At 69.6% G+C, this 24,784-nt stretch carries 24 protein-coding genes; 15 read left to right on the forward strand and 9 right to left on the reverse strand.

Translation table 11 applies throughout. The features are described 5' to 3' along the window. Window positions 1-166 precede the first annotated feature (166 nt). Window positions 167-958 (forward strand): glycoside hydrolase family 16 protein, encoded by a 792-nt coding sequence (locus EXW95_RS21435; protein ID WP_174369082.1) that lies wholly within the window; start codon window positions 167-169, stop codon window positions 956-958. A 57-nt stretch (window positions 959-1,015) separates the two neighbouring features. Here EXW95_RS21435 and EXW95_RS18995 read toward each other — a convergent pair whose 3' ends face one another. The 5 genes from EXW95_RS18995 to EXW95_RS19015 all read right to left on the reverse strand — a co-directional run bounded on the left by EXW95_RS18995 (window position 1,016) and on the right by EXW95_RS19015 (window position 5,278). Next, window positions 1,016-2,515 (reverse strand): YdiU family protein, encoded by a 1,500-nt coding sequence (locus EXW95_RS18995; protein WP_174369083.1) that lies wholly within the window; start codon window positions 2,513-2,515, stop codon window positions 1,016-1,018. 48 nt (window positions 2,516-2,563) lie between these two features. Continuing rightward, complete coding sequence (locus EXW95_RS19000; RefSeq protein WP_174369084.1) at window positions 2,564-2,983, reverse strand: response regulator; 420 nt, start codon at window positions 2,981-2,983, stop codon at window positions 2,564-2,566. 303 nt (window positions 2,984-3,286) lie between these two features. After that, window positions 3,287-4,264, reverse strand: coding sequence for a zinc-binding dehydrogenase (locus tag EXW95_RS19005; RefSeq protein WP_174369085.1), 978 nt, complete (start codon window positions 4,262-4,264; stop codon window positions 3,287-3,289). A 1-nt stretch (window position 4,265) separates the two neighbouring features. Beyond that, window positions 4,266-4,676: an organic hydroperoxide resistance protein gene (locus tag EXW95_RS19010; RefSeq protein WP_174369086.1), complete on the reverse strand. Its 411-nt coding sequence runs from the start codon at window positions 4,674-4,676 to the stop codon at window positions 4,266-4,268. Further along, window positions 4,673-5,278: a TetR/AcrR family transcriptional regulator gene (locus EXW95_RS19015; protein WP_174369087.1), complete on the reverse strand. Its 606-nt coding sequence runs from the start codon at window positions 5,276-5,278 to the stop codon at window positions 4,673-4,675. Before EXW95_RS19015 ends, EXW95_RS19010 begins: the two co-directional genes overlap by 4 nt. 290 nt (window positions 5,279-5,568) lie before the next feature. On the opposite strand from EXW95_RS19015, the gene EXW95_RS19020 reads away from it, so the two are divergent. From EXW95_RS19020 to EXW95_RS19040, 5 genes are all read left to right on the forward strand, one after another. Then, window positions 5,569-6,150 (forward strand): hypothetical protein, encoded by a 582-nt coding sequence (locus EXW95_RS19020; RefSeq protein WP_174369088.1) that lies wholly within the window; start codon window positions 5,569-5,571, stop codon window positions 6,148-6,150. A gap of 462 nt (window positions 6,151-6,612) precedes the next feature. Next, entirely contained in the window at window positions 6,613-7,650 is a 1,038-nt protein-coding gene (locus EXW95_RS19025) for a metallophosphoesterase (RefSeq protein ID WP_174369089.1), read from the forward strand. After that, a complete protein-coding gene (locus EXW95_RS19030) occupies window positions 7,647-7,871 on the forward strand; it encodes a hypothetical protein (RefSeq protein WP_174369090.1) in 225 nt (74 codons plus the stop codon). Before EXW95_RS19025 ends, EXW95_RS19030 begins: the two co-directional genes overlap by 4 nt. Beyond that, window positions 7,868-9,271 carry a metallophosphoesterase gene (locus tag EXW95_RS19035; RefSeq protein ID WP_174369091.1) on the forward strand — a complete coding sequence of 468 codons (1,404 nt, stop codon included), beginning with the start codon at window positions 7,868-7,870 and terminating at the stop codon, window positions 9,269-9,271. Before EXW95_RS19030 ends, EXW95_RS19035 begins: the two co-directional genes overlap by 4 nt. A gap of 404 nt (window positions 9,272-9,675) precedes the next feature. Next, window positions 9,676-10,491 carry a GNAT family N-acetyltransferase gene (locus tag EXW95_RS19040; RefSeq protein WP_174369092.1) on the forward strand — a complete coding sequence of 272 codons (816 nt, stop codon included), beginning with the start codon at window positions 9,676-9,678 and terminating at the stop codon, window positions 10,489-10,491. A 414-nt stretch (window positions 10,492-10,905) separates the two neighbouring features. On the opposite strand, the gene EXW95_RS19045 is transcribed toward EXW95_RS19040, so the two are convergent. Next, entirely contained in the window at window positions 10,906-11,793 is an 888-nt protein-coding gene (locus tag EXW95_RS19045; RefSeq protein WP_174369093.1) for a LysR family transcriptional regulator, read from the reverse strand. Window positions 11,794-11,957: 164 nt separating this feature from the next. Here EXW95_RS19045 and EXW95_RS19050 point away from each other — a divergent pair, with 164 nt between their 5' ends. Then, window positions 11,958-12,638 carry a type 1 glutamine amidotransferase domain-containing protein gene (locus tag EXW95_RS19050; protein WP_174369094.1) on the forward strand — a complete coding sequence of 227 codons (681 nt, stop codon included), beginning with the start codon at window positions 11,958-11,960 and terminating at the stop codon, window positions 12,636-12,638. Window positions 12,639-12,709: 71 nt separating this feature from the next. Next, window positions 12,710-13,507: an SDR family NAD(P)-dependent oxidoreductase gene (locus EXW95_RS19055; protein WP_174369095.1), complete on the forward strand. Its 798-nt coding sequence runs from the start codon at window positions 12,710-12,712 to the stop codon at window positions 13,505-13,507. A gap of 56 nt (window positions 13,508-13,563) precedes the next feature. Here the strand turns inward: EXW95_RS19055 and EXW95_RS19060 are convergent, their stop codons facing one another. Together EXW95_RS19060 and EXW95_RS19065 are read right to left on the reverse strand one after the other, a co-directional pair. Beyond that, window positions 13,564-14,310, reverse strand: coding sequence for an MBL fold metallo-hydrolase (locus EXW95_RS19060; protein WP_174369096.1), 747 nt, complete (start codon window positions 14,308-14,310; stop codon window positions 13,564-13,566). Next, window positions 14,288-14,701 carry a MerR family transcriptional regulator gene (locus EXW95_RS19065; RefSeq protein WP_174369097.1) on the reverse strand — a complete coding sequence of 138 codons (414 nt, stop codon included), beginning with the start codon at window positions 14,699-14,701 and terminating at the stop codon, window positions 14,288-14,290. The genes EXW95_RS19060 and EXW95_RS19065 overlap by 23 nt, the downstream gene beginning before the upstream one ends. A gap of 496 nt (window positions 14,702-15,197) precedes the next feature. Here EXW95_RS19065 and EXW95_RS19070 point away from each other — a divergent pair, with 496 nt between their 5' ends. The 6 genes from EXW95_RS19070 to EXW95_RS20380 all read left to right on the forward strand — a co-directional run bounded on the left by EXW95_RS19070 (window position 15,198) and on the right by EXW95_RS20380 (window position 21,983). Further along, window positions 15,198-15,515 (forward strand): metalloregulator ArsR/SmtB family transcription factor, encoded by a 318-nt coding sequence (locus EXW95_RS19070; protein WP_174369098.1) that lies wholly within the window; start codon window positions 15,198-15,200, stop codon window positions 15,513-15,515. 9 nt (window positions 15,516-15,524) lie between these two features. Further along, window positions 15,525-15,986 (forward strand): arsenate reductase ArsC, encoded by a 462-nt coding sequence (locus EXW95_RS19075; RefSeq protein ID WP_174369099.1) that lies wholly within the window; start codon window positions 15,525-15,527, stop codon window positions 15,984-15,986. Window positions 15,987-17,030: 1,044 nt separating this feature from the next. Further along, the gene (locus EXW95_RS19080; protein WP_217449537.1) at window positions 17,031-18,023 is read left to right on the forward strand and encodes a TRAP transporter substrate-binding protein; all 993 of its coding nucleotides are present in this window, start codon (window positions 17,031-17,033) and stop codon (window positions 18,021-18,023) included. A gap of 2 nt (window positions 18,024-18,025) precedes the next feature. Next, entirely contained in the window at window positions 18,026-19,936 is a 1,911-nt protein-coding gene (locus EXW95_RS19085) for a TRAP transporter large permease subunit (protein ID WP_174369101.1), read from the forward strand. Between the two features lie 233 nt (window positions 19,937-20,169). Next, window positions 20,170-20,853: an acyltransferase gene (locus EXW95_RS20860; protein WP_217449538.1), complete on the forward strand. Its 684-nt coding sequence runs from the start codon at window positions 20,170-20,172 to the stop codon at window positions 20,851-20,853. A 29-nt stretch (window positions 20,854-20,882) separates the two neighbouring features. Continuing rightward, entirely contained in the window at window positions 20,883-21,983 is a 1,101-nt protein-coding gene (locus tag EXW95_RS20380; protein ID WP_217449539.1) for a hypothetical protein, read from the forward strand. 74 nt (window positions 21,984-22,057) lie between these two features. Here EXW95_RS20380 and EXW95_RS19095 read toward each other — a convergent pair whose 3' ends face one another. Beyond that, on the reverse strand, window positions 22,058-22,942 hold the full coding sequence (locus tag EXW95_RS19095) for a hypothetical protein (protein WP_174369102.1): 885 nt from the start codon (window positions 22,940-22,942) through the stop codon (window positions 22,058-22,060). A 479-nt stretch (window positions 22,943-23,421) separates the two neighbouring features. Here EXW95_RS19095 and EXW95_RS19100 point away from each other — a divergent pair, with 479 nt between their 5' ends. Beyond that, a complete protein-coding gene (locus EXW95_RS19100) occupies window positions 23,422-24,741 on the forward strand; it encodes a tetratricopeptide repeat protein (RefSeq protein WP_174369103.1) in 1,320 nt (439 codons plus the stop codon). The last annotated feature ends 43 nt before the right edge of the window (window positions 24,742-24,784 follow it).

A 24,784-nucleotide genomic window follows, 5' to 3' on the forward strand; every position in this document is an offset into this window, starting at 1 on the left:
GGCCCGGGCGTGGAGTCGGTCACTCCGCGCGGTGCCAGACGGATGGCCGCACAACTGGAATCTGTACGCCCTCCCGCCCCGACCCTCCGCGTCCGAGCCGCTTGCTTTTCGTCCGGCACCGCGATGGGCGCCGGGAGTTCCGCAGGGTCGTGCGAAGATCAGGACTGTGTCCCGTGTTCCCCCGCCGACCGGGTCTGTCCAGACGTTCGAGGACGACTTCAACGACCCGCAACTGAATCGTGACCGCTGGCTGCCGTACTACCTGCCGCAGTGGTCCAGCCGCGCCGCGTCCGCTGCCCGCTACGCCCTTCCGGGCACTGGACTCCACCTGCAGATCACCGGGGATCAGCAGCCCTGGAATCCCACCTTCGATGGGGATCTGCGTGTGTCCAGCGTTCAGACCGGGTGCTGGTCCGGGCCGGTCGGCAGTCCGGCGGGACAGCACCGCTTCCACCCGGACCTGCGCGTCACCGAGGCGCAGCCCGAGGCGTGGTTGTACACACCGCAGTACGGCCACTTCGAGGTCGCCCTGCGCGCCGACCTGCCCCCCGGGTATCTGGGCGCGTTCTGGATGATCGGCGTGGAACGCCACCCGGCGCAGTCCGGCGAGATCTGCGTGTGCGAGGTGTTCGGGCATGAACGCGGCGCGGACGCCTTCCGGGTGCATTTCGGCGTGAAACCCATCCACGACCCCACGCTGACGCTGGACATGCGCTCGGTCCTGATTCCTGGCAGTCCCGCCGACCTGCACGTCTACGGCGCCGAGTGGACGCCGCAGGACGTCACGTTCCGGGTGGACGGTCAGGTGGTGGGCGTCGTGGCGCAGTCGCCCGCGTACCCGATGCAGTTCATGCTGAACATCTACGAACTGCCGTACCTGCTGCCCGGTGGTGAGCGGCGAGGCCCATGGCCGAAGACGGTGGAGGTCGCGTGGGCGCGCGGCTGGCAGCGGGCCTGATCCGGTACCCTCGAGACCCGTCCGGACTGGTCTCCCTGGTCCCTCAGGCTGCGGCGGTCAGGTGCCGCAGTAGGTGCGGTAGCAGGCGGTCACGGCGGCGGGGGCCGGGTCGAGGTATGGCGCCTGTTCGGGGGTCTCGTCGTAGGGTCGCTGGATGGCGGCCATGAGCCGCTGGAAGGGTCCGAGGTCTCCGTGGTCGGACGCGGCGGTCAGGGCTTCCTCCACGCGGTGGTTGCGTGGGATGACGGCCGGGTTCACGCGGCGCATGCGCGTTGCCCTGGCGTTCAAGTCGGCGGGTGAGCCGCCTTCGGTTTCCGCGCGTGCGCGCCAGCGGGCCAGCCAGGCGTCCGGCGCCTGCGGGTCGGCGAACAGGGACCGCAGCGGGTTCTCGTTCCCGTCGGCCGCGTCGGCCAGTCGTCGCCACCCGAGGGTGTAATCCACCCGTTGCTCCTGCAGCAGCGTCAGCCAGTCCGCGGCGAGCGTGTGGTCGCCCGCGCCGTTTCCGGTCAGGCCCAGCTTCGCGCGCTGTCTGGTCAGCAGCGCCGCCGCGAACCATCCGGGGAAGGCGTCGATCACCTCGGTCGCCTGCTCGGCGGCGCGTGCCATGGCCGCCTCGCTGTCCTCGGTGGCGATGAGGGGCAGCAGCGTCTCGGCCAGCCGCGCCAGGTTCCAGCGGGTCACGGCCGGCTGATTCCCGTACGCGTAGCGTCCCCCGTGGTCGATGGAACTGAACACCGCGCCAGGGTCGAACGCCTCCATGAACGCACACGGGCCGTAGTCGATCGTCTCGCCGGACAGGGCGACGTTGTCGGTGTTCAGCACGCCGTGAATGAACCCGACGTTCATCCACCCGGCCACCAGGGTCGCCTGCCGCTGTGCCACCCGCCGCAGCAGGGCGAGGTACCGGTCGTCCGCTCCGGTGAGGTCCGGGTCGTGCCGGGCGAGGGCGTAGTCGGCCAGTCTCCGGACGCGGTCCGTGTCACGCCGGGCGCGGAAGTACTCGAAGGTCCCGACCCGCAGGTGACTGGCCGCCACGCGCGTGAGGACCGCGCCCGGCAGGGGTCGTTCCCGCTGAACGGTCTCGCCGGTGGATGTCACGGCCAGGGCGCGGGTGGTGGGGATGCCCAGGGCGTGCATGGCCTCCCCCATCAGGGCCTCGCGCAGCATGGGGCCGACCGCCGCCTTGCCGTCGCCGCGCCTGGAGAAGGGCGTGCGGCCGGACCCCTTGAGCGTCAGGTCGCGGCGCTGCCCATGGCGGTCGATGACCTCGCCGAGCAGCAGGGCGCGCCCATCCCCGAGTTGCGGCGAGAAGCCGCCGAACTGATGCCCGGCGTACGCCTGCGCGAGCGGCTCGGCACCCTCCGGCACGCGGGTCCCGGAGAAGATCGCGGCGCCGTCCGGCCCGCCGAGGACGTCCGGGTTCAGACCCAGGGCCAGGGCGAGGTCGCGGTTGAAGAACAGCAGTTCCGGCGCGGGCGCGGCCTCCGGGTTGCAGGACACCCAGAAACCCGGAAGCTCACGCGCATAGGAGTTGTCGAATGGGATCAGGGCGGTCATGACGGACAGTCTGACGCGTTCAGGGGCGTCACCCGTCCCGGCCAGGGGTCAGGAGGCGACGGGGAACAGGGTGGCCTGCCAGAAGTCCACGAGTTTGTGGAACTGGTCCTGGAAGGCCACGAAGTCGCGGTGTTTCTGCATGTACGCGTTGGCGCGCAGTGTGAACGCCCGGCTGATGTCCTGGGGGAGGTTGGAGGTGGTGAGCATCACGACCGGGATGGCGCACAGCTGCGGGTCGGTCTTGAGGCGTTCGAGGACGTCCAGGCCACTGAGGCCGGGCATGTGAATGTCGAGCAGGATCAGGTGCGGGATCTCGCCGGGTGCTTCCTGGGTCAGGTGCTTCAGGATGGCCAGGGCGTGGGGGCCGTCCATGGCGAAGGTCAGGTCCAGTGGGCTGGGTGAAGTCTCGGCGGCTTCGCGCAGCAGGTACTGGTCGGCCATATTGTCGTCGACGATCAGCAGTCGCATTCGGGCCTCGGAAACGGGGAGAGGATGAGGGAGAGGCGCACCGCATCGGTGCAGGTTGATGCGTCCAGGGTGTGCTGATGGGTTGGCCCTGACTGTAGCAACCGGCACGTCCGCTGTCCGCCCCCGGCGGGTGGGTCGGTGGGGAGGCCGGCCTGACCCGACGGCAGGTGGGACTTCACGGTCACGGTGCGGCGGGACGTTGCACCCTCCCGGCCGCGAGCACCGACCCCGGCGCGTAACGCACCTGCGGGAGGGGAGGCCGGTGATCGTTCCGGCTCTCCCCTCCCGCAGGTGCGGAGCGTGTCAGGGTTTCAGGAGGATCTTGCCGGTCTTGCCGGGCGTCAGGGACGCGGTGACCGCGTCGCGGATGTCGGCCAGGGCGTACGTCCCGCCGACCGGGAGGGGCAGGTCGCCGCTGGCGACGAGCGTGACCAGTTCACGTGTCAGGCGGGCGCGTTCCTCGGGGGTCATGTCGCCGATGATGCGGCTGCCCCAGAAGCCCTTGACGGTCAGGTGTTTGAAGATCACGTCGCCGGAGGAGATCTGCATCGCCTCGCCCTTCATGGACCCGAACGACACGAGCGTGCCGTCCATGCCGAGCAGCTGCGCGAGGTCGCCGGACGCCGTCCCGCCGATGGAGTCGACGGCCGCGCGGATGGACGCCTCCCCGACGAGGGCCCGGACGTCGTCCTTCCAGTGGTCGCTGTCGGTCGCGAAGGTGTGCTCGATGCCCTGCGCGGCGAGGTCGGTCACGCCGTCCTGGCGGCGCACGAGGTTGATGACGTTCACGCCGCGCGCGCGGCCCAGCAGGGCCAGGGTGCGGCCGACGGCGCCGTTCGCGGCGTTCTGGATGATCCAGTCGCCCGGCTGCACGTTCAGGGTTTCGAGCAGCGCCAGTGCGCTGAACGGCATGGCCATCAGCTGCGCGCCGGCCTCGTCCGTGATGGCGTCCGGCAGCGGGATGACGGCGCCGGCGGGCGCGAGGAACGCCTCGGCCCAGGTGCCGCGTCCGGCGGCGGTGGTCACGCGGCGGCCGATCAGGGCCGCGTCGACGCCCTCGCCGACCGCGTCGATCACGCCGACGGCCTCGGTGCCGCCGATGGCGGGCAGGGTCGGGCGGTACCCGTATGTGCCGCGCACCGTCCACAGGTCGTGGTTGTGGATGGCGGACAGGGTCGTGCGGATTCGGACCTGTCCGGCGGCAGGTTCGGGCGTGGGGGCGTCGTGGACGGCGAGGACGTCCTGCGGTTCACCGAAGGCGTGGTAGGTGAGGGTCTTCATGTCAGGCCACCTTCACGTGCACGCGGACGTCGACGTTGCCGCGCGTGGCGTTGGAGTACGGGCAGACCTGGTGCGTGGCGTCCACGAGCGTCTGCGCGGTCGCCTCGTCCAGGCCGCTGATGGTGACGTCCAGGTCGATGTCGAGCGCGTAGCCGCCCTCGGGGCGCTGGCCGATGCCGACCTGCGCGGCGGTGCTGGACTCGAAGGCCGGGAGTTTCATTTCCCTGGCGACGCCCTGCATGGCGTTGTCGAAGCAGGCGGCGTACCCGAGCGCGAACAGCTGTTCGGGGTTCGCGCCCTGTTTGCTGCTGCCGGGCACGGCGAGGTCGAAGGCGAGGCTGCCGTCGTCGAGGGCGGTGCGGCCGGAACGGCCGCCGGTGGCGGTGGCGCGGGTCTTGTAGAAGATCTTCATGGGGTGCCTCCCTGGGGCGTGAGCATGTGGCGGGTGACGCTGAGCGCGTCCTGCAGCGCGGCGGGGGTACGGTTCACCTTGGCGAGGATGGCCGCGCCGATCCACTGGCCGTACAGGGTGCGCGACAGCGCCAGGGCGGGCACGGCGGCATTCACGGTGCCGTCGCGCTGGCCCTCGGTGATGACGGCCGCGACCTGTTCGATCAGGCGGGTGGTGCCGGCGTGCACGACCTCACGCATGGGGCCCGAGAGGTCGGCGATCTCGGCGGCGAGTTTCACGACGAGGCAGCGGTGCGCGATGCCGCCCGCGTCGACGTGGTCGAGCCACGCCTGCCAGAAGCGCATCAGGCGGTCGAAGGCGCTGGTGGGCTGGGCGAAGTGGGCCTGCAGGCGCGTCTCGTACTCCGCGAAGTACGTGTCGAGCAGCGTGACGCCGAAGGCTTCCTTCGAGTCGAAGTAGTGGTAGAAGGAGCCTTTCGGAACGCCGCTCTCGTCGAGCAGTTCCTTGAGGCCCACGCCACCGTATCCCCGCTGCAGGATGAGGGTCCGGCCGACATCCAGCAGGTGCTGACGGGTCTGGGTTCGGGATGCTGAGCCAGTCACGCCCGCACTCTACATAAAAATAGACCGGTCGTCTAGTGTAGCGGTGCGCGGTGTGACCTCAGGGGCTCCCCGTTCAATCAGGGTGACGGGGCGACCCGTGCTGGACGGGCCCCCCAGGCCTTTAAGGTGGCTGGAGCGGGTCAGGCCCCTGCCACCTCCACCTCCTCACTGTCCGTGCGTCATGTGCGCCCCGCCGCGCCTGTGCCGGGCAGTAGGCTCAGCGCATGACACGGGCCCGTCTCCTGCTGACCCTCGCCGCTCTCTGCCTTCCGGGGGCTTCCAGTCAGGGTGTGTCGCCCCTGAATGCGGGGGAAGTATCGGCGCTGCTCGGCGATTTCCGCGCGGTCACGCTCACTGCGCCGACCGGCACGAAACGCGCGGCGATCCGGGTGGTCAGCCAGATGGGTCCGATGCCACTGGGCCAGCCCCGCCGGGGGGAGCGCACACTCTTCGTGTACGACTTCAGCAAGCCACTGCGGGTGATCGTGGGTCTGGCCGGCGATCCCCTCCGGCGGGGCGAGGGGGCCGTCCCCCTCAGCCTGTCCGGCGAACAGCCCTGCACGCCTGAGCAGCAACTGGCGATCCTGGGGGCCAGCACCGCGTCCGAGACGAATGTCGCCAGCGAGTGCCTGAGCATGGGCGACCGGGCCGACACAATCGGCGGTGGCGGCGGAGCCACCCGGACGACACCGAAGTTGAACGTCTGGACGCCGGTCTACACCTGGTACTTCAACAGGGGGACGGATTCCACGGGCATGGCGTTCGACGCGGCCCGGAACGACCCTGCGGCGCAGATCGTGTGGTGGGTCTATTTCAGCAGCAGTGCGGACGCGGAGGCGCCCGTTCCGCCGCTCTATACGCCCAGACCCTGAGCGGGATGGTCCGGCGCACCACCGGGCCGCCCACGGGGAAGCTGACCGGGACCGCAGGTGCGCGTCCCGCCCCCAAACGTGAGGGAGCGGGAGATGCGCGGATGAGGTGACCTGAACAGACCATTCGCATGAATGGGGAGAAAGCACCTTCGCCCGAAAACACCCGTTTGCGAGGCGAAGCCTGTCAGGGTGCTCCCTCCGGCAGGGCATCGCCGGTCACCTTATGGCGTTCTCCTGGCCCCTTCTGCGCCTGTATCACCGCGTGGAACTTTTCCTCCCTGAGCCCTCTCTAAGGGTTACATGACGTCATGTGAATCGCTCTCATGAGCGGTCCAGCGAGAGGAGACGATCTTGAAACGAGTGAAAGTAGCGGTTCTCTGTGCAGGTCTCGCGCTCGGTGTGGTGCTCGCTCAGGACAAGGGGAAGAAGGGAACACCTGACACGACCCCTTCACTGAACGTGGTGCTGGGCCGCCCGACCGATCAGGGGGTGACCGTGAGTGTCCTGTCGCCCACCACGGGCTCGGCGGTGCTGACCAGCGGGACGGTCGAGCGGCAGGTGACGTTCACGGCGGGCGTCCCGACCGAAGTGGACCTGACTGGCCTCGCCCCCGCGCAGACCTACACCTACACGCTGACCCCCACGACAGGTGCGCCCATCAGCGGCTCGTTCCGCACGGCCCCCGCCTCCGGGCAGGCGTTCACGTTCACCGTGCAGGGCGACTCCCACCCGGAACGCGCCGGGAAGATGTTCGACGCCGCGCTCTACCGCCAGACGCTGGGTACGATCGCTGGCCTGAAACCGGACTTCCACGTGATGATGGGCGACGACTTCAGCCTCGACCGCTTCCTGAACACACCCAACCTGACGCCCGCGAACGTGAACGGCGTCTACGCCGCGCAACGGGCGTTCGTCAGTGACGTGGGCCGCACCGCGCCGCTGTTCCTGGTGAACGGCAACCACGAGCAGGCGTCCTTCGCCTTCCTGGACGGCACGCCCAACAACGCCGCCGTGCTGGCCGGCCGCGCCCGCACCACGTACTTCCCCCTCCCCGCACCGAATGCCTTCTACAGCGGCAACGGCACGCCCATCGACCACGTCGGCCTGCTGCGCGACTACTATGCCTGGACGTGGGGCGACGCGCTGTTCGCCGTCATCGATCCGTACTGGCACTCGAAGACCGAGGTGGACGGGCAGAAAGGCGGGAAGAGCGACCCCTGGGACATCACGCTGGGGGACGAGCAGTACCGCTGGCTGAGCCAGACCCTCCTGAACAGCCGCGCGAAGTACAAGTTCGTGTTCGCGCATCACGTTCAGGGCACCGGGCGCGGCGGCGTGGAACTCGCTGACCTGTACGAGTGGGGCGGCCAGGACCGGAACGGTCAGGACACCTTCGCTCAGCACCGGCCCGGCTGGGCCATGCCCATTCACCAGCTGTTCGTCAAGTCCGGCGTGAGCGTCACGACCACCTGTTCGCCCGGCAGGAGAAGGGCGGCGTGATCTACCAGTCGGTGCCGAACCCCGCCGACCCGACGTACACGGCGTTCAACCGGGATGCGTACCGGAGTGGGGAGGTCCTGCCGAACAGCGGTTTCCTGCGGGTGGAGGTGGGGCCGGTGGGCGCGACGGTCAGTTACGTGCGCTCGTTCCTCCCCAAAGACGTGTCGTCCACGCAGGTGAACGACGTCGCCTTCCAGTACACCGTGAAGGCCCGCGAATGAAACGCCGGGTCGTGACTCTGTTGACTGGTCTCCTGGCGGTCTCGCTGGCCCAGCAGGGCGGGCAGGGTCAGGGACAGGCGAAGCAGGGCAGTGGCGTGGGGCAGACGTTGCCGCTGGACTGGCCCGATGCGCCGGTGGACGTGATCCTGTGCCGACCGACCGCGACCGGCGTGACGGTCAGCGTCCGCACGCCACAGAGCAGCGAGGTGACCCTCACTGTTCAGGGCGGTGGGACTGAGGTCACGCTGCCCACCCAGGCGTTCACTGCTGGCGAGCCGCGGCACCTGCCCGTCACCGGCCTGACCCCGGACACCACCTACACGCTGCGCGTGAGGACGGGCGCTGGGGCGTCGGTGACGCGCTCGTTTCACACGGCGCGGGCGGCGGGGCAGGCGTTCACGTTCACCATTCAGGCCGACTCGCACCTGGACGGCAACAGCGACCTTCAGGTGTACGCGCAGACGCTCAGGAACGAGGCGTCCTCCACGCCGGACTTCTTGATCGACCTGGGCGACACCTTCATGACGGACAAGTACCAGCCGTTCACGGCGGCGCAGCGGCAGTACCTCGCGCAGCGCACCCTGCTGGGCACCCTGAACACCGCGCCGCTGTTCCTCACGCTCGGCAACCACGACGGGGAAGGCGTCCGCTCAGGCGGGAAGGCCGACCAGCAGGCCATGAACGACTGGGCGAACGCCCAGCGCCTGAAGTACTTCCCGAATCCCGTGCAGGACAGCTTCTACTCCACGCCGAAGCAGGCGGACGGCACGCCGATCACGAATCAGGGCGCGTACGCCTGGACCTGGGGGGACGCGCAGTTCATCGTGCTGGACGCCTACACGTCTTCGGGCCGCAGTGGTGAGAACAACTGGAACGCCACGCTGGGCCGGGCACAGTACGACTGGCTGCGGCAGACACTTGAAGGCAGTCCTAGCCGTTGGACATTCGTGTTCGTGCACCAGATGATCGGCGGGCTGGGCAAGGACGGGCGCGGCGGCGCGGAGGCCGCCCCGTTCTTCGAGTGGGGCGGCCGCAATGCCGATGGCTCGGCGGGCTTCACGCAGAACCGCCCGGGCTGGGCCATGCCCGTGCACGACCTGCTGGTGAAACACAAGGTCAGCGCGGTGTTCCACGGACACGACCACCTGTACGTCAAGCAGACCCTGGACGGCATCGTCTATCAGGAGGTGCCGCAGCCGTCCAACGCGCGCGCGGGCAACACCGGCAGCGCGAAAGAGTACGGGTACGCCAGCGGCACGCTGCTCGGCGGCCCGGGTCACCTGCGCGTGACCGTCACGCCGCAGGACGTCAAGGTCGAGTACGTCCGGACGTACCTGAGCAAGGACGAGGCCGCCGGGCGCCAGACCGCGCAGGTGGACGACCGGTACACCATCCAGTAAAGGAGTCGCTGCCGTGAACAAAACTCTTCTGGTGTTTCATGGCCAGCCTGGACTCGCTACACGATTGGCGCAGAAGTGTACGTGAAGCGGATATGAGTGTGCGCCACGTCATCAACGTGTCCAGAAGCTGAAATGGGCAGATCACGTAACCATCGGTCAGGCGCAGGACGAACACTCAGCGCGTTCGCCTGAAAACGCCCACCCAGCACTTGTCGACCACAGCTGGAATTCCTCCGCATGCCTGATGTGGATGGTCGTCTGCCGAAGGAACGATGCTCGGCCCGTCCAACGACTGGCGATCGGTGAAACTTTCAGCACCTGACCCTTCGGGACACTGACGTGCTGGTGGTCGGGCGTGGCCGGCGCCGCGCTCCCGCCTGCCATGACGGGGTTTACCCTGCACTATGACGGAACGCGAGATCACCCAGGAAACGCACCGACTCCTCACCGCGTACGACACTCAACTCCGCGAAGTCGCCGAACTCATCGGCGCCACCACCGTCACCCGCGACGGTCCCCTGTGGCGCGGCACGTACGGTGACCGCGGCTTCGTTACCTACCGAGACCTTGGCGCCCTCACCGGCCCCGACCTCGACAGCCTCATCGCGCGGACCATCACGTACTACGCCACCCAGCCGGAGATCACGACCTTCGAATGGAAAACCCGCGGCCACGACCTTCCCGCCGACCTCCCCGACCGCCTCACCCAGTACGGCCTGCACGCCGAGGACCCGGAGACCGTCATGCTGGGTGAAGCGAGCCTCCTCGCCGCGCCCATGCCCCTCCCCGCCGGCGTGAACCTGCGGCGCATCGACACCCAACCCGACCCCATGCCCGACCTGATCCGCGCGGCCGCCGCGCAGGAACGCGCGTTCGGCGTGCCCTTTTCCACTGCTGACCTCGCGCGTCGCCTGCAGGCCAGGCGGGACCTCATGGAGATCTGGGTGGCGGAAGCGGATGGGGAGATCATCTGCACCGGCCGCCTCGAGCTCATCCCTGGCACGGCATTCGCGGGTATCTGGGGGGGCGGGACCGTCCCCGAGTGGCGCGGGAAGGGAATCTACCGGGCGCTTGTCGCGCAGCGGGCCCAGTCTGCCCTCGCGCGGGGCGTGCGGTACCTGCACAGCGACTCCACTGAATTCTCCCGCCCGATCCTGCAGCGCAGCGGTCTCGTGCCCGTCACGACCACCACTCCGTTCATCTGGACCCGCCGGTCGTGAGCCAGCACTCCGTGCCCAGTGTCAGCGTGGCGCCCACGCGACCCGCCCGGCATGATGCTCATGGTCCTGATATGTCCATCCGCGTTCCCTCTGTCCCTCAGTGGACAAGTGCGGCTGAGCCTTGCAATACAAGGTACTGGCCTGATCAGCTGAATGAGCAAGTCTGTCTGCCAAGTCATCGCCACGGACAGCGACTCATACGAACTCCGGCTGAATGGCTGACAAAGCCGTTCAATCCGAGCGGACGCGAGTGGGAGAAAAACTGAGGCGAGCGGCTCGGTGGGGTGGCGATGACTTCTGGGACTGCCTGTAGCTCGTCGGGATGCCATGTCCAGCCGCCAACACATCAGTCTCCCGAAGTGTCAGGTGCCGAGGGTGAAACTGACGCCATGATCCTCAATGGCCGAACGCGAGTCATGTGGACAGGGTCACGAGATTTCGCAGGTGATCCCGTGCGAATGCAGCCCGCGCCGTGAAGGTCGCCTCGGTCCACGCGAGGTACAGGGTGTTGGTGGGCGGTTCGGCCACGTGGTGAAGGACGCGCAGGTCGCCGCGCTGCACAGCCGGGCCCGCGAGGTACTCCGGGAGGACCGTCACGCCGGCCCCGCTGACCGCCGCGTCGCGCAGTCCGCGCAGGTCCGGCAGGACCAGCGCCGGAACACTTTCCAGGCGCGCGCCGAATACCACGCGCCAGTAGCGGCGCAGCAGTGGCAGGTCGTCCGCGTAGGCCAGCAGCGGCACCTCGTTCAGGTCCGCGCTGCGCAGCGCCCGCCCGGGGAGCCGCTCGGCCCAGCGGGGCGCGCCGACCAGGAGGAAGCGTTCCTCGAACAGCGGTTCGCTGGTCAGTCGCGCGTCCGGGCGGGTGGTGGCGATCATCAGGTCGAGGTGCCCCTCGGCGACCTGTTCGGCGAGGTCGTCACTCAGGCCGCAGTGGACGCGCAGTTGAAGACCACCCTCGAGCAGTGGGATCAGGTGCGGGACGACGCGGGCGTGCAGGAATTCCGCCGGGCCGCCCAGCCGAAGCGGGCCGGGCAGGTCGCGGGCGCGGGTGCGCGTGGCACTTAGCGCGGCGTCAAGGGCGTCCAGGTGCGGGGCGATCAGGCGGGCCAGGGCGTGGGCGGCGCCGGTGGGGGCCAGGCCGCGCGGGAGGCGCTGGAAGAGCGGTTGCCCGAGCTGCGTTTCGAGCAGGCGCAGGTGCTGCGACGCGGCGGGTTGCGTGAGATTCAGTTTCGGCGCGGCCCCCGACACGGAGCCCTCGCGGTAGATGGTCAGGAACGTCCGCAGGTGCTGGAGGCGCGACATGCCCCAAGGTATAAAAAAAATAGGGTCAAGAGGTCAATTCGCGTTATTTGATGATAGATGCGCCGGTCGGTAAGGTAGGGGCACTTCGGCGGACGGCCCGCCGGGCAAGCCAAGCCCCTCACCTACGTGCCAGCCCCCCGACGGGGGCCGGTCAAGGAGTCCCTATGTCCCGCAACGTCCTGTTCGTCCTGACCAGCCACAACGACCTCGGCGGCGTCCGCCCTACCGGCTTCTACCTTTCCGAACTCGCCCACCCGTACCACGTGTTCACCCGCGCGGGATTCGACGCGGACTTCATCAGCGTCCAGGGCGGCCAGCCCCCCATGGACGGCGCCGACCCCAGCGACCCCGAACAGAAGGCCGTCCTGGACGACGCGGCGCTCATGGCCCGCCTCAGCGCGACGCGCCGCGCGGCTGACGTGAACGCCGACGACTACGACCTGATCTTCTACGTGGGTGGCCACGGCACCATGTGGGACTTCCCCGACGATCAGGACCTCGCCAGCCTCGCCTCGCGCATCTACGAGCGCGGTGGGATGGTCGCCGCCGTCTGCCACGGTCCCGCCGGGCTCGTGAACATCCGCCTGAGTGACGGCCAGTACCTCGTCAGCGGCAAGCGCGTGGCCGCCTTCACGAACGACGAGGAACGCGCCGTGAACCTCAGCGACGTCGTGCCCTTCCACCTCGAAACCCGCCTGATCGAACGCGGCGCCCACCACACCAAGGGCAGCAACTTCGAACCGCACGTCGAGATCGACGGCCGCCTCGCCACCGGGCAGAACCCCGCCTCGGCCCGCCCGCTGGCCGAAGCGATCGTGCCCATCCTGAACGACCTGCCCCGCTGACAGCGCCGCAGACCCAGTGCCGCCCCGCCCGCAGTGACGGCCGGGGCGGCGCCCCTTCCCGGAGGACTGACATGAACCTGAACCTGCGTGGCCGGCGCGCCCTGATCACCGGCTCCACCCTGGGCATCGGCCGCGCGCTGGCCGAGACCCTCCTGCGCGAGGGGGCGTCTGTCATCGTGCACGGCCGCGACCACGCCCGCGTCGGGCACGCCGCGGAGATGCTCAGCGAACTCGGCCCGGTCGACGGCATCGCCGCCGACCTCTCCACCCCGCAGGGCGCGGCGGACCTGACCGACTTCACGCGCCGCACGGGCGGCATCGACATTCTCGTGAACAACGTGGGCGCCTTCGGCATCCAGCCGTTCTTCACCACCGGCGACGACGCCTGGACGGCCGCGTTCGAGTTGAACGTCCTCAGTGGCGTGCGGCTCGCGCGGGCGTTCATGCCGGACATGCTCGCGCGCGGCTGGGGCCGCGTGATCTTCATCTCCAGCGAGCAGGCCCTGAAACCCAGCCCGGACATGCTGCCGTATGCGACGAGCAAGGCGGCGCAGGTCGCCGTGGCACGCGGCCTGGCCGAACTCTCGCGCGGCACGGCCGTCACGGTGAACAGCGTGCTCGTGGCCCCCACCTGGAGTCCCGGCGTGCAGAACTTCCTGGGCGAGCAGGCCGCGCGTGGCGGCGACAGCCTCAACGGGACGCGGCAGGCGTACTTCGAGCGTGGGGACGGTCAGGCGTCCCTGCTGGGCCGGTTCGCGCATCCGCAGGAGATCGCGGATGCCGTGGCCTTCCTGGCGTCCCCGAACGCCGCGGCGATCAACGGCACTGCGTACCGCGTGGACGGCGGCCTGATCCGCGCCGCGACCTGACTGCGCAAGGGGCGGGCACCGGTTGGCATTCACCTCCGGTGCCCGCCCCTGTGGCATCACGCCAGGGTCAGGGTGTCACCGTCCTGCGGAACGCGCAGGCGCGCCTCCACCCCGGCCTGCTGCGCGGCGCGGCGCAGATCGGCGCGGGTGGAGAAGCAGTGGTCGAGGCTCTCGAGGTGCACGGCCACGACCGTCGCGTCCGGCGCGGCGCGCAGCACCTCCACCGTCTGCGTGGCATCCATGATCAGCAGCGTGCCGCCCAGCGCCGCGCCGCCCGAATGGGTGACGATCACGTCCGGCCGCTCACGGGTGACCGTGTCGGTCACGGCGGGAATCAGCACGGTGTCGCCCGTCCAGTACACGGTGGGTTCGCCGGGGGCGCGCAGCACGAACCCCATCGCAGCCCCCATCTGCGCGAGGATGTCCCCACTGCCGTGCTCGCCGTCCGTGCGGGTGAACGTCAGGTCCGCCACGCGGACCGTGTCCTGTAGGGGCGTGACGTCCCGGAAGCCGTGCCCGCGCAGGGTGTCCTCGTCTCCCGGCTGGCACAGCACCGGCAGGTCTTTGGGCAGGGCCGAGATGGCCGCCGGGTCGAGGTGATCCGGGTGGAGGTGCGACACGACCAGCAGGGTCACGCCGCGCAGCACGTCCTGCGCGGGGACGGGCAGGGGTACGGTCGGGTTGGGGGACACGCCCGCGAACGACGGCAGGCTGTGCAGGTCGCCCAGCATCGGGTCGATCAGGACGGTCTGCCCGGCGAGTTCCAGGCGCAGGGTGGCGTTACGGACGAGCGTCAGGTTCATGGGGGTCCTCCAGGGTGGGGGCGCAGGCCGGGCCAGTGCCGGTCAGTTCGCTCAGTTGCGTGGTCAGGCGGTCACGGATGACGTGCAGGTCACGCAGCTGCGCGTCGATGTCGGCGAGTTTGCGGCGGTAGAAGTCGGCCGCGACGTCGTTCCCGGCCGGGTCGTCCGGTCCGTGCCCATCCTGCCAGCACGGCGCGAACCGGCGGATCTCGTCGAGCGTGAAGCCGACCGACAGGAACAGGCGGATCAGGCGCACCCGCGCGATGTCGTCTGGCGTGAACGTCCGGTAGCCGTTCTCCTGCCGGACGCTGCTCAGAACGCCCGCCTGGTCGTAGTGCCGCAGGGCGCGGACGCTGGTGCCGGTGCGGGCCGCGAGTTCACCGATGCGCATGCCCCCAGGCTAGACCCTGACGTCAGTGTCAGGGTCAAGAGGGCAGGCTGGCCTCCCGCTGTAATCGAGCGGCAAAACACTGTGATTCCATCGACTCTGAAGTGCACTGTCGGGGGTGTCATGCAGACCCTGCGGTACGGCCAAGCGGGCGAGACCTGCTTCACGTTCCAGAACCCGGTGCCTGCGCCGCTCACCTTGCCCGGCACCGGCACGCAGACGCACTGTGCCAGGGGGAAGTGAGTTCCTTCGTGTTGCGCCCATACCGCGAACTATCATGACCAGCAGCAAGTACAGCCGACGGCACGACGGTCACAAAAGTTCGCGGTCGACACGCCAAGGCGAACAGCTCCCCTTCCGCTCCAGATTGTGCCATGCGTTGGAGTTCCCCCCGCATGGCATTCAGATTCTTACCGGGTGATTTCGGGCAAATGTGGTGACGACCTGCTCAACCTCAGATCAGTCGCCCACCCGATCCGGGAATGAATAGAATGGGTGGGTGACGCTCACTTCTCCGTCGGTGCTGGATCAACTCAGGGCGCTGGCGCAGGACACCCGCTACGACCTGGTGCGTCACCTCGCCGCCGGGGAGCGCTGCGTGTGCGACCTGGAGGTTCTGCTGTCCCTGCCGCAGTCGAAGGTGTCATACCACCTGGGTGTGCTGCGCGACGCCGGGCTGGTCACGGCCGAGCAGCGGGGCAAGAACACGTATTACGCGCTGCGCCGGGAGGTGCTGTACCGCCTGGGCGGGGCGCTGCTGACCGATCTGCTGCCGGACGGAATGCCCATGACGCATCAAGTGAAATCGGTGTGTTAACGTCGGGGTATGACCCGCGTCCTGATTCTCTGCACGCACAACTCCGCCCGGTCGCAGATGGCCGAGGCCCTCACCCGTGACGCCGCCCGGCGCCTGGGCGTGACGGTGGACGTGCACTCCGCCGGGACCGAGGCCACCCGCGTGAAGGACGACGCGAAGACCGTCATGGCCGAACTCGGCCTGGACCTGAGCACGCACACGAGCAAGACCCTGTGGGACGTGCCGGACGCGCAGAATTTCGATTACGTGATCACGGTCTGTGACAGCGCCGCCGAGGCCTGCCCGGTGTATCCGGGGCGCACCACGCGCCGCCACTACCCGTTCGTGGATCCGTCCGGGGGCAGCCTGGACCGCTGGCGGGCCGTGCGGGACCAGCAACGGGCGCAGTTCGAGGCGTTCGTGCAGGCCCTCGCAGATGGCCGCGACGTGCCCCCGAGCTACGATGACAGCCCGGCCGTGCCGGTCACCTGAGCGCGGGCTGCGCCGGGAGCGACAGCGTGGATCCCGCTGACCGGGGCCCACGCTGCCGTGCCGTCCCGGCGTGACCTGATACCGATTCCGTCTGTTTCGTGCACTACCCGGACCGGCACCGGGTTGCCTGGTCCATGCCCCGAGGGGTGTTCTTCTGCTCGCGCTGCTCGGATGGAAGGGGCTGTACAGAAGTCCATTCGACGCGGGATGCAAGTGATATGCACTCCGGTTAAAAGGTTTGCAAAAACTTTCAACCCGACCGGATGCGAGTAGGAGCGAAACGGGTTCCGGTCGTGGAGTTGGCAACCCGGTGTGGTTCCGGGTTGTCAACGAAACAATCGGAGCGTGTATGACATCACCTGAATCCCGTGTGACCCTGCACGGGTCCCGGTGTGTGGGTGGCCTGCAGAGGGGCGGCGTTGCCCTTCCTGAACCGAGCAGCGTGAGGACCTGCCGACAAATGCGGTTGGACGTGGAGTTGAGGGGCGTGCTGTTGGCCCTTCCATGAAGCTGGAGACCGCTGTGACGCTCTGCGGGCTGTGTGGTCTGGTTGGGGCTCCGAGTCAGGCCGCGTGGTGTTGCGGGGGCGGGGGCGCGGTCCGGGGGCGGGTGTTGACACTGCCTGGGGGGCGCCGTAAGGTGTGGTTAATCGTTAACCCAACTGATGGGTGCCCCCTGGCATCCACCGCGTCCGCTCCTGCCCCGCAGGATCTTTTGCGGTTCACGCCTCGCGTGACGGTCCGCTCGCTGCTGCCCCCGGTCACGGTCTTCTCGCCCACCATGGCTTCCCACCCACTGCCCTGCTCCGTGAACGGCCAGCCCCGCGCCGCTCACTGTCTCCGCTCGTTGCCCCGCGTGTTGCCCCTGCTCCTGACTGCGCCTGGAGGACGCCCGCATCAGACCGCCCGGCCCGCTTCCCGCCCCTCGTCCCTGGAGGTTCCCATGGCCCGCATGCCCAAAGTCCGTTCCGCCCCTCACGTCCCGGTGTCCGGTGCCCCTGCTGCCGGTATCCCAGCTGGCAGTGCCCCTGATCCCGGCGCCCCGGTGCCCCGTCACGCCGTGTCGGCGCGCGTGACGCGGGCGGCCCTGCTGGCCCTGCTGACGCTGCCCGTCCAGGCGCACGCGCAGGCGAAGATCACGTTGCGGGCCGCCGACATCCAGCCCGAGACCTACCCCACGGTGGTGGGCCTGAAAGCCATGGCGGACTACCTGAAAAAGGCCAGCAACGGCCGCATCGAGCTGCAGGTGTTCTCGGGCGGGCAGCTGGGCGACGAGCGTTCCACCATCGAACAGACCAAACTGGGCGTGCTGGACATGGTGCGCGTGTCCTCCGCGCCGGTCGCGCAGGCCTACCCGCCGATGGGCGTGTACAGTTTGCCGTTCCTGTTCCGCGATTCCACGCACCAGTGGAACGTCCTGAACGGCGCGGTCGGCAAGGAACTGCTGGCCGGGCTGGAAGGCGCGGGCTTCATCGGACTGGCGTACTACGATTCGGGCACGCGGTCGTTCTACACGACGAAAAAACCCATCCGCACGCCCGCCGACCTCAGGGGGCTGCGCATCCGCACGCAGCAGAACGAGGTCGTGCTGGACATGATGTCCGCCCTGCAGGCCCGCCCGGTCCCGCTCTCGATGGGCGAGGTGTACTCCAGCCTTCAGACGAGCGCCATCGACGGCGCCGAGAACAACTACCCGTCGTACGGGCCGTCCGGCGCGCGGCACTTCGAGGTGGCCCGCTACTACTCGCTGACCGAGCACAACTCGGTCCCCGAGGTCGTCATGATGAGCAAGGTCCGCTGGGACAAACTCAGTCCCGCCGATCAGCGCCTGATCCGCGTGGCCGCCGCGCAGAGCGTCGCGGTGGAACGCAAGGCCTGGAACGCCCTGACCGCCGAGAGCCGCGCCGCCATCCAGAAGGCCGGTGTGACCATCACCAAGGTTGACCGCAGCGCGTTCCAGAAGGCCATGGCGCCGGTGTACGAGAAGTACCGCAAGGTGTACGGCACCCTGATCGAACGCATTCAGGACGTGCGCTGAGCATGGACAACCCGGCGCTGGAACCTCCGGTACGGGCCGCTGCAGCCCAACCGCGCGCAGGGCTGCAGCGGGCCGAGCAGGCCTTCGCGCAGGGCCTGAGCGTCCTGACCGGGGCGCTGCTGGTGGCGATCGTGATGATCATCTCCTGGCAGGTCGTCGCGCGCTACGTTCCAGGCCTGAGCAGCCCGCACTGGACCGAGGAACTCAGCCTGACGCTGCTGGTGTGGCTGGGCCTGATCGCCACGGCGCTCGGCATCCGCAACCATGACACCCTGCGCGTGTCGCTGCTGGTCGAGCGGCTGCCCGCCCCGGCGCAGGCGGCGCTGCACCGGCTGGTGTGGCTGATCGTGGCGGCGTTCGGGCTGTACCTGCTGCGCTACGGCTGGGAACTGTCGCGCAGCACCATGGCGCAGTTCTTTCCGACGCTGCGCCTGCCGGTCGGCTGGATGTACCTGGCCCTGCCGGCCGGCGGCGCGCTGATCGCCGCGTACGCGGCCCGCAACGTGCTGGGCGCGTTCACGCCCGCCCCGCCCGGCCCGCAGGCGCGGCGCGTGGCGCTGGTGTGCGCGCTGGCCTGCGCGCTGCTGATGCTCGCGGCGCTGCTGAACCCGGCGGCGCTGCTCGGCCCGGCCGGGCTGCTGGTCGGCACGTTCTTCGTGCTGCTGGCGGCCGGAACGCCGGTGGGCGTGGCGGTGGGCATGGCGACGCTGGTGTCGGTCGCGCGGTTCGGGATGCCGGAACTGATCGTGGCGCAGCGCATGGCGAACGGCGTGACGTCCACGCCGCTGCTGGCCATTCCGTTCTTCATCCTGGTGGGGCAGATCATGTCCGAGGGCGGCATCGCGCGGCGCCTCGTGGACCTGGCGCGCGTGCTGGTCGGCCCCTGGAAGGGCGGACTGGCGATGGTGAACGTGCTGGACTCCATGCTGATGGGCGGCGTGTCCGGGTCGGCCGTGGCGGACGTGAGCGCCACGGGCGGCGTGATCATTCCCATGATGGTGAAAAAAGGCTACGACCGGGATTTCGCGACCGCCATCACGGTCGCCAGTTCGGTGCAGGGCGTGATCATTCCGCCCAGTCACAACATGGTGATCTACAGCCTCGCGGCGGGCGGCGTGTCGATCGGGACGATGTTCCTGGCGGGGTACCTGCCGGGCATCCTGACCGGCGTGGCGCTGATGATCAGCGCGTACGTCCTGTCGGTGCGCCGCAACTACCCGACCGAGCCGCGCCCGCCGCTGCGGGAGAGCCTGCGGATCGTGGGCGGCGCCGTGCCCAGCCTGCTGGTGGGCCTGATCGTGGTGGGCGGCATCGTGTTCGGGTGGTTCACGGCCACCGAATCCGCCGCGATCGGTGTGCTGGCGGCGCTGCTGGTCAGCACGGTGTTCTACCGCGAACTGACCTGGGCCAGCCTGTGGCGTTCGGTGCAGGCGTCCGTGGCGACGGTGGGCATGGTGATGTTCATCATCGCGACCGCCAGCGCGTTCAGCTGGATGATGGCGCTGCTGCGCGTTCCGGCGGACCTGTCGGCGTTGATCCTGGGCGTCAGTGACAACCCGCTGGTGGTGCTGCTGCTGCTGAACCTGCTGATGCTGGTGCTGGGCATGTTCATGGACATGGGGCCGCTGATCGTGATCCTGACGCCCGTGCTGCTGCCCATCGTGACGGCCGAGCCGATCGGGATGAGCGCCGTGCAGTTCGGGATCGTGATGATGCTGAACCTGGGCCTGGGCCTGACGACCCCGCCGGTGGGAACGGCGCTGTTCGTGGGCTGCGGGGTAGGGCAGACGACCATGGAGCGGGTGTCGCGGGCGATGCTGTACTTCTGGCCGCCGATGTTCGTGGCGCTGCTGCTGGTCACGTACTTCCCGTGGTTCGTGGAGTTCATTCCGAACCTCATGCAGGGCCGCTGAGGTGGGGGGTGGCGCAGGCACAGGATCTCGGCGGCCTATCCACGCCGCCCGCCCAATCTCGCTGCCCAATCTCGCTGCCCAACCCCGCTGCCCAACCTTGCCGCCCACACACGCCGGCGGGGGTGTCCGGCCGGACCAGCCGCCGCGCGACCCGAACCCGAAGCGACTCGCCCCCCTCGAGGTGACTCCATGACCCGCCCGTACCCTGACTGCCCACCCGCAGGCCGCTCCCGGTGACGGCCGTCCAGAACTTCGCAGCGCCGTCGGAACGCCAGCCGTCGGCGGACCTGCCGCACTTCTTCGATTACTGCCCGTGGCGGTTCCGGGCCTGGGCCACCGACGCCGAGCGGGCCGCGCAGGCCGCCCACCAGGCGACCCTGACCGGCAGCGGCGCCCGCATCGGCCCGGACTGTTTCGTGTCGCCGCTGGCCGGGGTGTACCCGCGCGCGCTGGTGCTGGGCGCGCGGTCGTACGTCGCCGCGTACGCCTACGTGACCGACGAGGTCACGACCGGCGACGACTGCACCCTGAACCCCTACGCGGTCGTGCGCGGCCGGGTCCGGATGGGCAGCGGCGTGCGGATCGGCGCGCACGCCTCGATCATCGGGTTCAACCACGGGTTCGCGGACCCGCATACCCCGGTGTTCCAGCAGGCCGAAACGGTGCGCGGCATCGAGATCGGGGACGACGTGTGGATCGGTTCGAGCGTCACGATCCTCGACGGCGTGCGCGTCGGCAGTCACACCATCCTCGCGGCGGGCGCCGTCGTCACGCGTGACGTGCCGGACTACGCCGTGGTGGGCGGCAGCCCGGCGCGCATCCTGAAGAGTCGCCTGGGCGAACCCACCCCCGACAGTCCGCCAGCCAGCGCCCCGCCCGCGCGGCCCCCTCCGCCGCGCCGGACCCGCACGACCTGAACGCCCTGCTCTCGGCGTTCGGGGCGCGGGTGGCCGCCCAGTGGCCGGACGTGCTGCGCACCTGCGCTAACACCGACCTCCACGCGGGGGGCCCCACCTACCTCCCGCAGCCCGGACGGTCCCCCTCTGTGCGCGCCACCTGCGACGCCATCGAGATCGCCGCCATGTTCGGCGCGCTGCCGGAACTGCGCGGCCGCGAGGACTTCGCCGCGCAACTCCACTCGTACCAGGACCCGCACACCGGCCTGTACCCGGACCCCTGGCACCCACCGGCCGCCGGGGACAACCCCTGGTACCTGACCGACCACCTCTCCCGCTACCACCTGCTGGCCGTCGGCTACGCCCTGGAACTGCTGGGCGAGGCGCCGCGCCATCCTGTCCACGCGGTCGCCCGGCTGGACGCCGCTGCCCTGACCGGCCTGCTGGAGGGCCTGCCCTGGACCGAACGGGCCTGGAGTGCCGGCGACTGGATCGACGGGTACGGCACCGGCCTGTACCTGAACGCCCGCAACTTTGCCGGGCACGCCGCGCCGGGCGCCGCCGAGGCGCTGCACGGCTGGCTCCTGTCACGCGCCGATCCGGCCAGTGGCCTGTGGGGCACTCCGGGCGCGCAGGACGGCTGGCTGCAACCCGTCAACGGCTTCTACCGCCTGACGCGCGGCACCTTCGCGCAGTTCGGACTGCCCGTCCCGTACCCGGACGCCGCGACCGACACGCTGCTGCGCCACGCCCGCGACACGCGTTTCTTCAGCGACGCGCGCGGCAACGCCTGCAACGTCCTGGACGTCATTCACCCGCTGTGGCTGTGCGGCCGCCAGACGACCCACCGCGCCGACGACGTGCAGGCCTGGGCGCAGGCGCAGCTGCGGCGCATCCTGCCCCGCTGGGTGGACGGGCGCGGCTTCGCCTTCGAACTGCCCGCCCAGCCCGGCGCTGCCCTCGCCTCGCAGCCGGGACTGCAGGGCACCGAGATGTGGCTGTCCACCGTGTACCTGCTGGCCGAGGTGCTGGGCCGCAGCGAGCACCTCGGCTATCGCCCACGCGGCGTGCACCGCCTGGAACCCGCCCTGACCTTCCCGCGCGCCGGGGCCAGCCCCACCCGCCTGCCCGTCACGTCTCCCGGCGCCTGATCCGGCGGGCAGGGGGCATGAGGAGCCACGGCTCGGCGTCATCCGGCGTCCCCCTCGGGTGACCGGGCGGTCCGTTACTCCGGTTGATCCGTGCCCGTCTGCTCTCCCACTGACTGCGCGAGGGCCACGACCCGCTCGTAATGGCTCGTGCTGATGTACCCGAGGTGCGTGGCGCTGCGGGCGTGGTCGCGCAGCGCGGCGCGGCGGATCAGGCCGGGCGGGATGAACGGCAGTTCGGCGTCGCGCGTGACGTGCAGGATCCGCAGGCGCAGGGCGTCCTGCGTGTCGTACGGGAACATGCGCCTGGGCGCGACCTGATCCAGGGTGTCCTCGAACAGCGGGTCGTATCCGGCGCGGTGGTGCAGGCGTTGCAGGGCGGCTCCCGCCTCGGGTGTGAGGGGACTGAGCGCGTTGTTGCGCAGCAGTGTCCGCGCGTGGGGGTCGAACGCTGCCCAGGTGAGGCGCAGCAGGGTCGTGATGGGCAGCGCGTGATGCCACAGCAGCAGCAGCGCCGCCTGGAGGTTCGGGTCGGTCCGCGCGGCGTGCACGAGCGTTTCGAGGGTCTCGCGCGTGGGCAGGGGGTCGCTGCGCCGCTCGACTTCGGGTGCGTGGAAGTCCAGCAGGGGGTCGCCGGTGATGATGCCCAGGCCCCGCAGGGCGCGGTACAGGGCGCGCAGGGCGATGACGCGGCTGGTGCGGGTGTTGGGGCGGGCGGGGGTGCCGTCGGCGTTCGTGAGGAGCGTTTCGCTCAGCCACGCGTGGAAGTCCGGTGGGGGGCGCAGCAGGCTGACGTAGTCGCGTTGCGCGGCGGTGACGATCGGGCGGAGGTTGCTGATCAGTTGTGCGGGGCGTCCGCGGATGCGGTCCTGGGCGTGCAGGGTGGTGATGAGCGTGTCGAGGTCGCCGGTGTGCAGCGCGTGCGTGAGGACCCGCGCCTGATCGTCCGCTGGATGCACCATGTGCAGAGCATACCGGATGTATTCAGGGAAGGGATATGACTTGACGGGCGGGCGGCCCTATGTGCGGCGCTACCCGTCGCTCCTACCGGTATCCATACCGCAGACGGGATCGGCGGCCCCGCGTGCTGATGCATCAGCAGAGGTTTCGGAACGACGTTGGACCGGGTCGACCAGGATGCCACTACCGCTCCAGCCGACGCGTCAGCACGCGGGGCTGGTTGTCTGTTACGTACAGCCTGCGTCGAATCGGTCATCCGGTTCGCTCAGGCTCAAGCTGGCGCCTGCCGGAAACGAGCTCGGCGAGGCGGGTGATGACGCTGGGGCGGGTGCACGCCCGTTATTCATATCTGCAATCAATATACACCACTCACTCGAAACCCCTCCGCCAGCCCACTCCATACCGCACCGGGGGGGATACACCCCCCAACGCACCACACCTGAGGACTCACGCTGCGCCCCGCCCACCTATGGTGACCCCCGTGCCCGACCCGTTCGCACCACTCCAGCAGGCCCACACCCACTGGGCCGACAGCCAGGTGAGCGCCGCGCTACAGGTCCTCGACGAATGCCGGGAACAGTCCACACCCACCTACTGGGGTGAATGGCACCGCCTGCGCGGCCTGTGCCTGCAGTCCCTCGGCGACTACCCGGCCGCCGAAACCTCCTTCAGGACCGGCCTCACCACCAGCAGCCTCAGCCAGCGCGGCCGCCTGCACCTCTCCTACGCCGCCCTGCTCGAATACCGCCGCAGACCCGAAGAGGCCCTCGAACACCACTTCACGGCCGAACACCTCACCCGCAAGACACGCGACGCGGAATCCCACGTGACCGGCACCTACAACCTCAGTTCCGTCCTCCTGCAACTGGGACGCTTCACCGAGGCCGGACAGACCCTCGACGCCGCCCTGACCACCACCGGCAGCGGGTCCGCACGCAGCCTGCTGCACGCCGGACGCAGCGTCGTCGCCCTCACCGCCGGGCAGACCGACCTCGCCACGCAACGCGCGCGACTCGCGCGGCACACGGCCACGCAACCCGTCTACGCCCTGCGCGCCCAGCAGATCCTCACCACCACCCTGACCGTCACGGGCCACCCGGATGCCCACGCGGCCCTGCGTGACCTGTGGGCGCTGCCCATCACGCGCGCGGATCCCGCCGCGCGCGCGGCCGCCGAGATCCTGCAGGGCATCCTCGACGAGAATCCCGACCACCTGAGTCAGGACCGCCCGGCCGCGCACCCGGCCTGGCAGGCGCGGGCCCTGCTGCACCGGACCCGCTGGACCGACGCCGCCCAGGCCGCCACGCTCGCCCAGGCCGCACACCACCTGCAGCAGCGGCACGAGGAAGCCCTGTTCCACCTCAGCCATCCGGACGTCCACGCGGCGCTCGTCACGGCCGGCGTTCCCCTGCGCGGGGCCGGGCCGAGACAGACGACGACCGTCACCGTCACCATCCGCGGTGAGCTGCGCCTCGCCATCAACGGCGTCCCCATCAACACGCGCCTGACCGCCCCGACCGCCGCGCTCCTCGCGGCCCTCATCAGTGACAGTCCGCAGACCACCTCGGCACTCTGCCACGACGTCCTGGCCACCACGGACTCCCAGGCGCCCGCCCGCGCCGCCGAACGCGTCCGCCTGCTGATCGGCGACCGGGCCGCCATCACCCTGACCGGAACAGGCGACGCGGCCCGCTGGACACTCCACCCGCACTACACCTGGGAGATCAGCCAGAACCGGGGACAACCCCTCGGTGGACTTCCCTCACCCTACACGCAACGCCTCGAACTGACGGGGACGTGACGCGGCGCCATTCACCTTGATTCGCATTCACCGTGACTCGCAG

Source organism: Deinococcus sp. JMULE3, assembly GCF_013337115.1.
GTDB lineage: Bacteria > Deinococcota > Deinococci > Deinococcales > Deinococcaceae > Deinococcus.

Coding starts and splice junctions, on each gene's coding strand:
- EXW95_RS18995 (WP_174369083.1), bottom strand. CDS start 2,515: ATGACCGCCCTGATCCCATTCGACAACTCCTATGCGCGTGAGCTTCCG.
- EXW95_RS19000 (WP_174369084.1), bottom strand. CDS start 2,983: ATGCGACTGCTGATCGTCGACGACAATATGGCCGACCAGTACCTGCTG.
- EXW95_RS19005 (WP_174369085.1), bottom strand. CDS start 4,264: ATGAAGACCCTCACCTACCACGCCTTCGGTGAACCGCAGGACGTCCTC.
- EXW95_RS19010 (WP_174369086.1), bottom strand. CDS start 4,676: ATGAAGATCTTCTACAAGACCCGCGCCACCGCCACCGGCGGCCGTTCC.
- EXW95_RS19035 (WP_174369091.1), top strand. CDS start 7,868: ATGAAACGCCGGGTCGTGACTCTGTTGACTGGTCTCCTGGCGGTCTCG.
- EXW95_RS19040 (WP_174369092.1), top strand. CDS start 9,676: ATGACGGAACGCGAGATCACCCAGGAAACGCACCGACTCCTCACCGCG.
- EXW95_RS19045 (WP_174369093.1), bottom strand. CDS start 11,793: ATGTCGCGCCTCCAGCACCTGCGGACGTTCCTGACCATCTACCGCGAG.
- EXW95_RS19050 (WP_174369094.1), top strand. CDS start 11,958: ATGTCCCGCAACGTCCTGTTCGTCCTGACCAGCCACAACGACCTCGGC.
- EXW95_RS19055 (WP_174369095.1), top strand. CDS start 12,710: ATGAACCTGAACCTGCGTGGCCGGCGCGCCCTGATCACCGGCTCCACC.
- EXW95_RS19060 (WP_174369096.1), bottom strand. CDS start 14,310: ATGAACCTGACGCTCGTCCGTAACGCCACCCTGCGCCTGGAACTCGCC.
- EXW95_RS19065 (WP_174369097.1), bottom strand. CDS start 14,701: ATGCGCATCGGTGAACTCGCGGCCCGCACCGGCACCAGCGTCCGCGCC.
- EXW95_RS19075 (WP_174369099.1), top strand. CDS start 15,525: ATGACCCGCGTCCTGATTCTCTGCACGCACAACTCCGCCCGGTCGCAG.
- EXW95_RS19085 (WP_174369101.1), top strand. CDS start 18,026: ATGGACAACCCGGCGCTGGAACCTCCGGTACGGGCCGCTGCAGCCCAA.
- EXW95_RS19095 (WP_174369102.1), bottom strand. CDS start 22,942: ATGGTGCATCCAGCGGACGATCAGGCGCGGGTCCTCACGCACGCGCTG.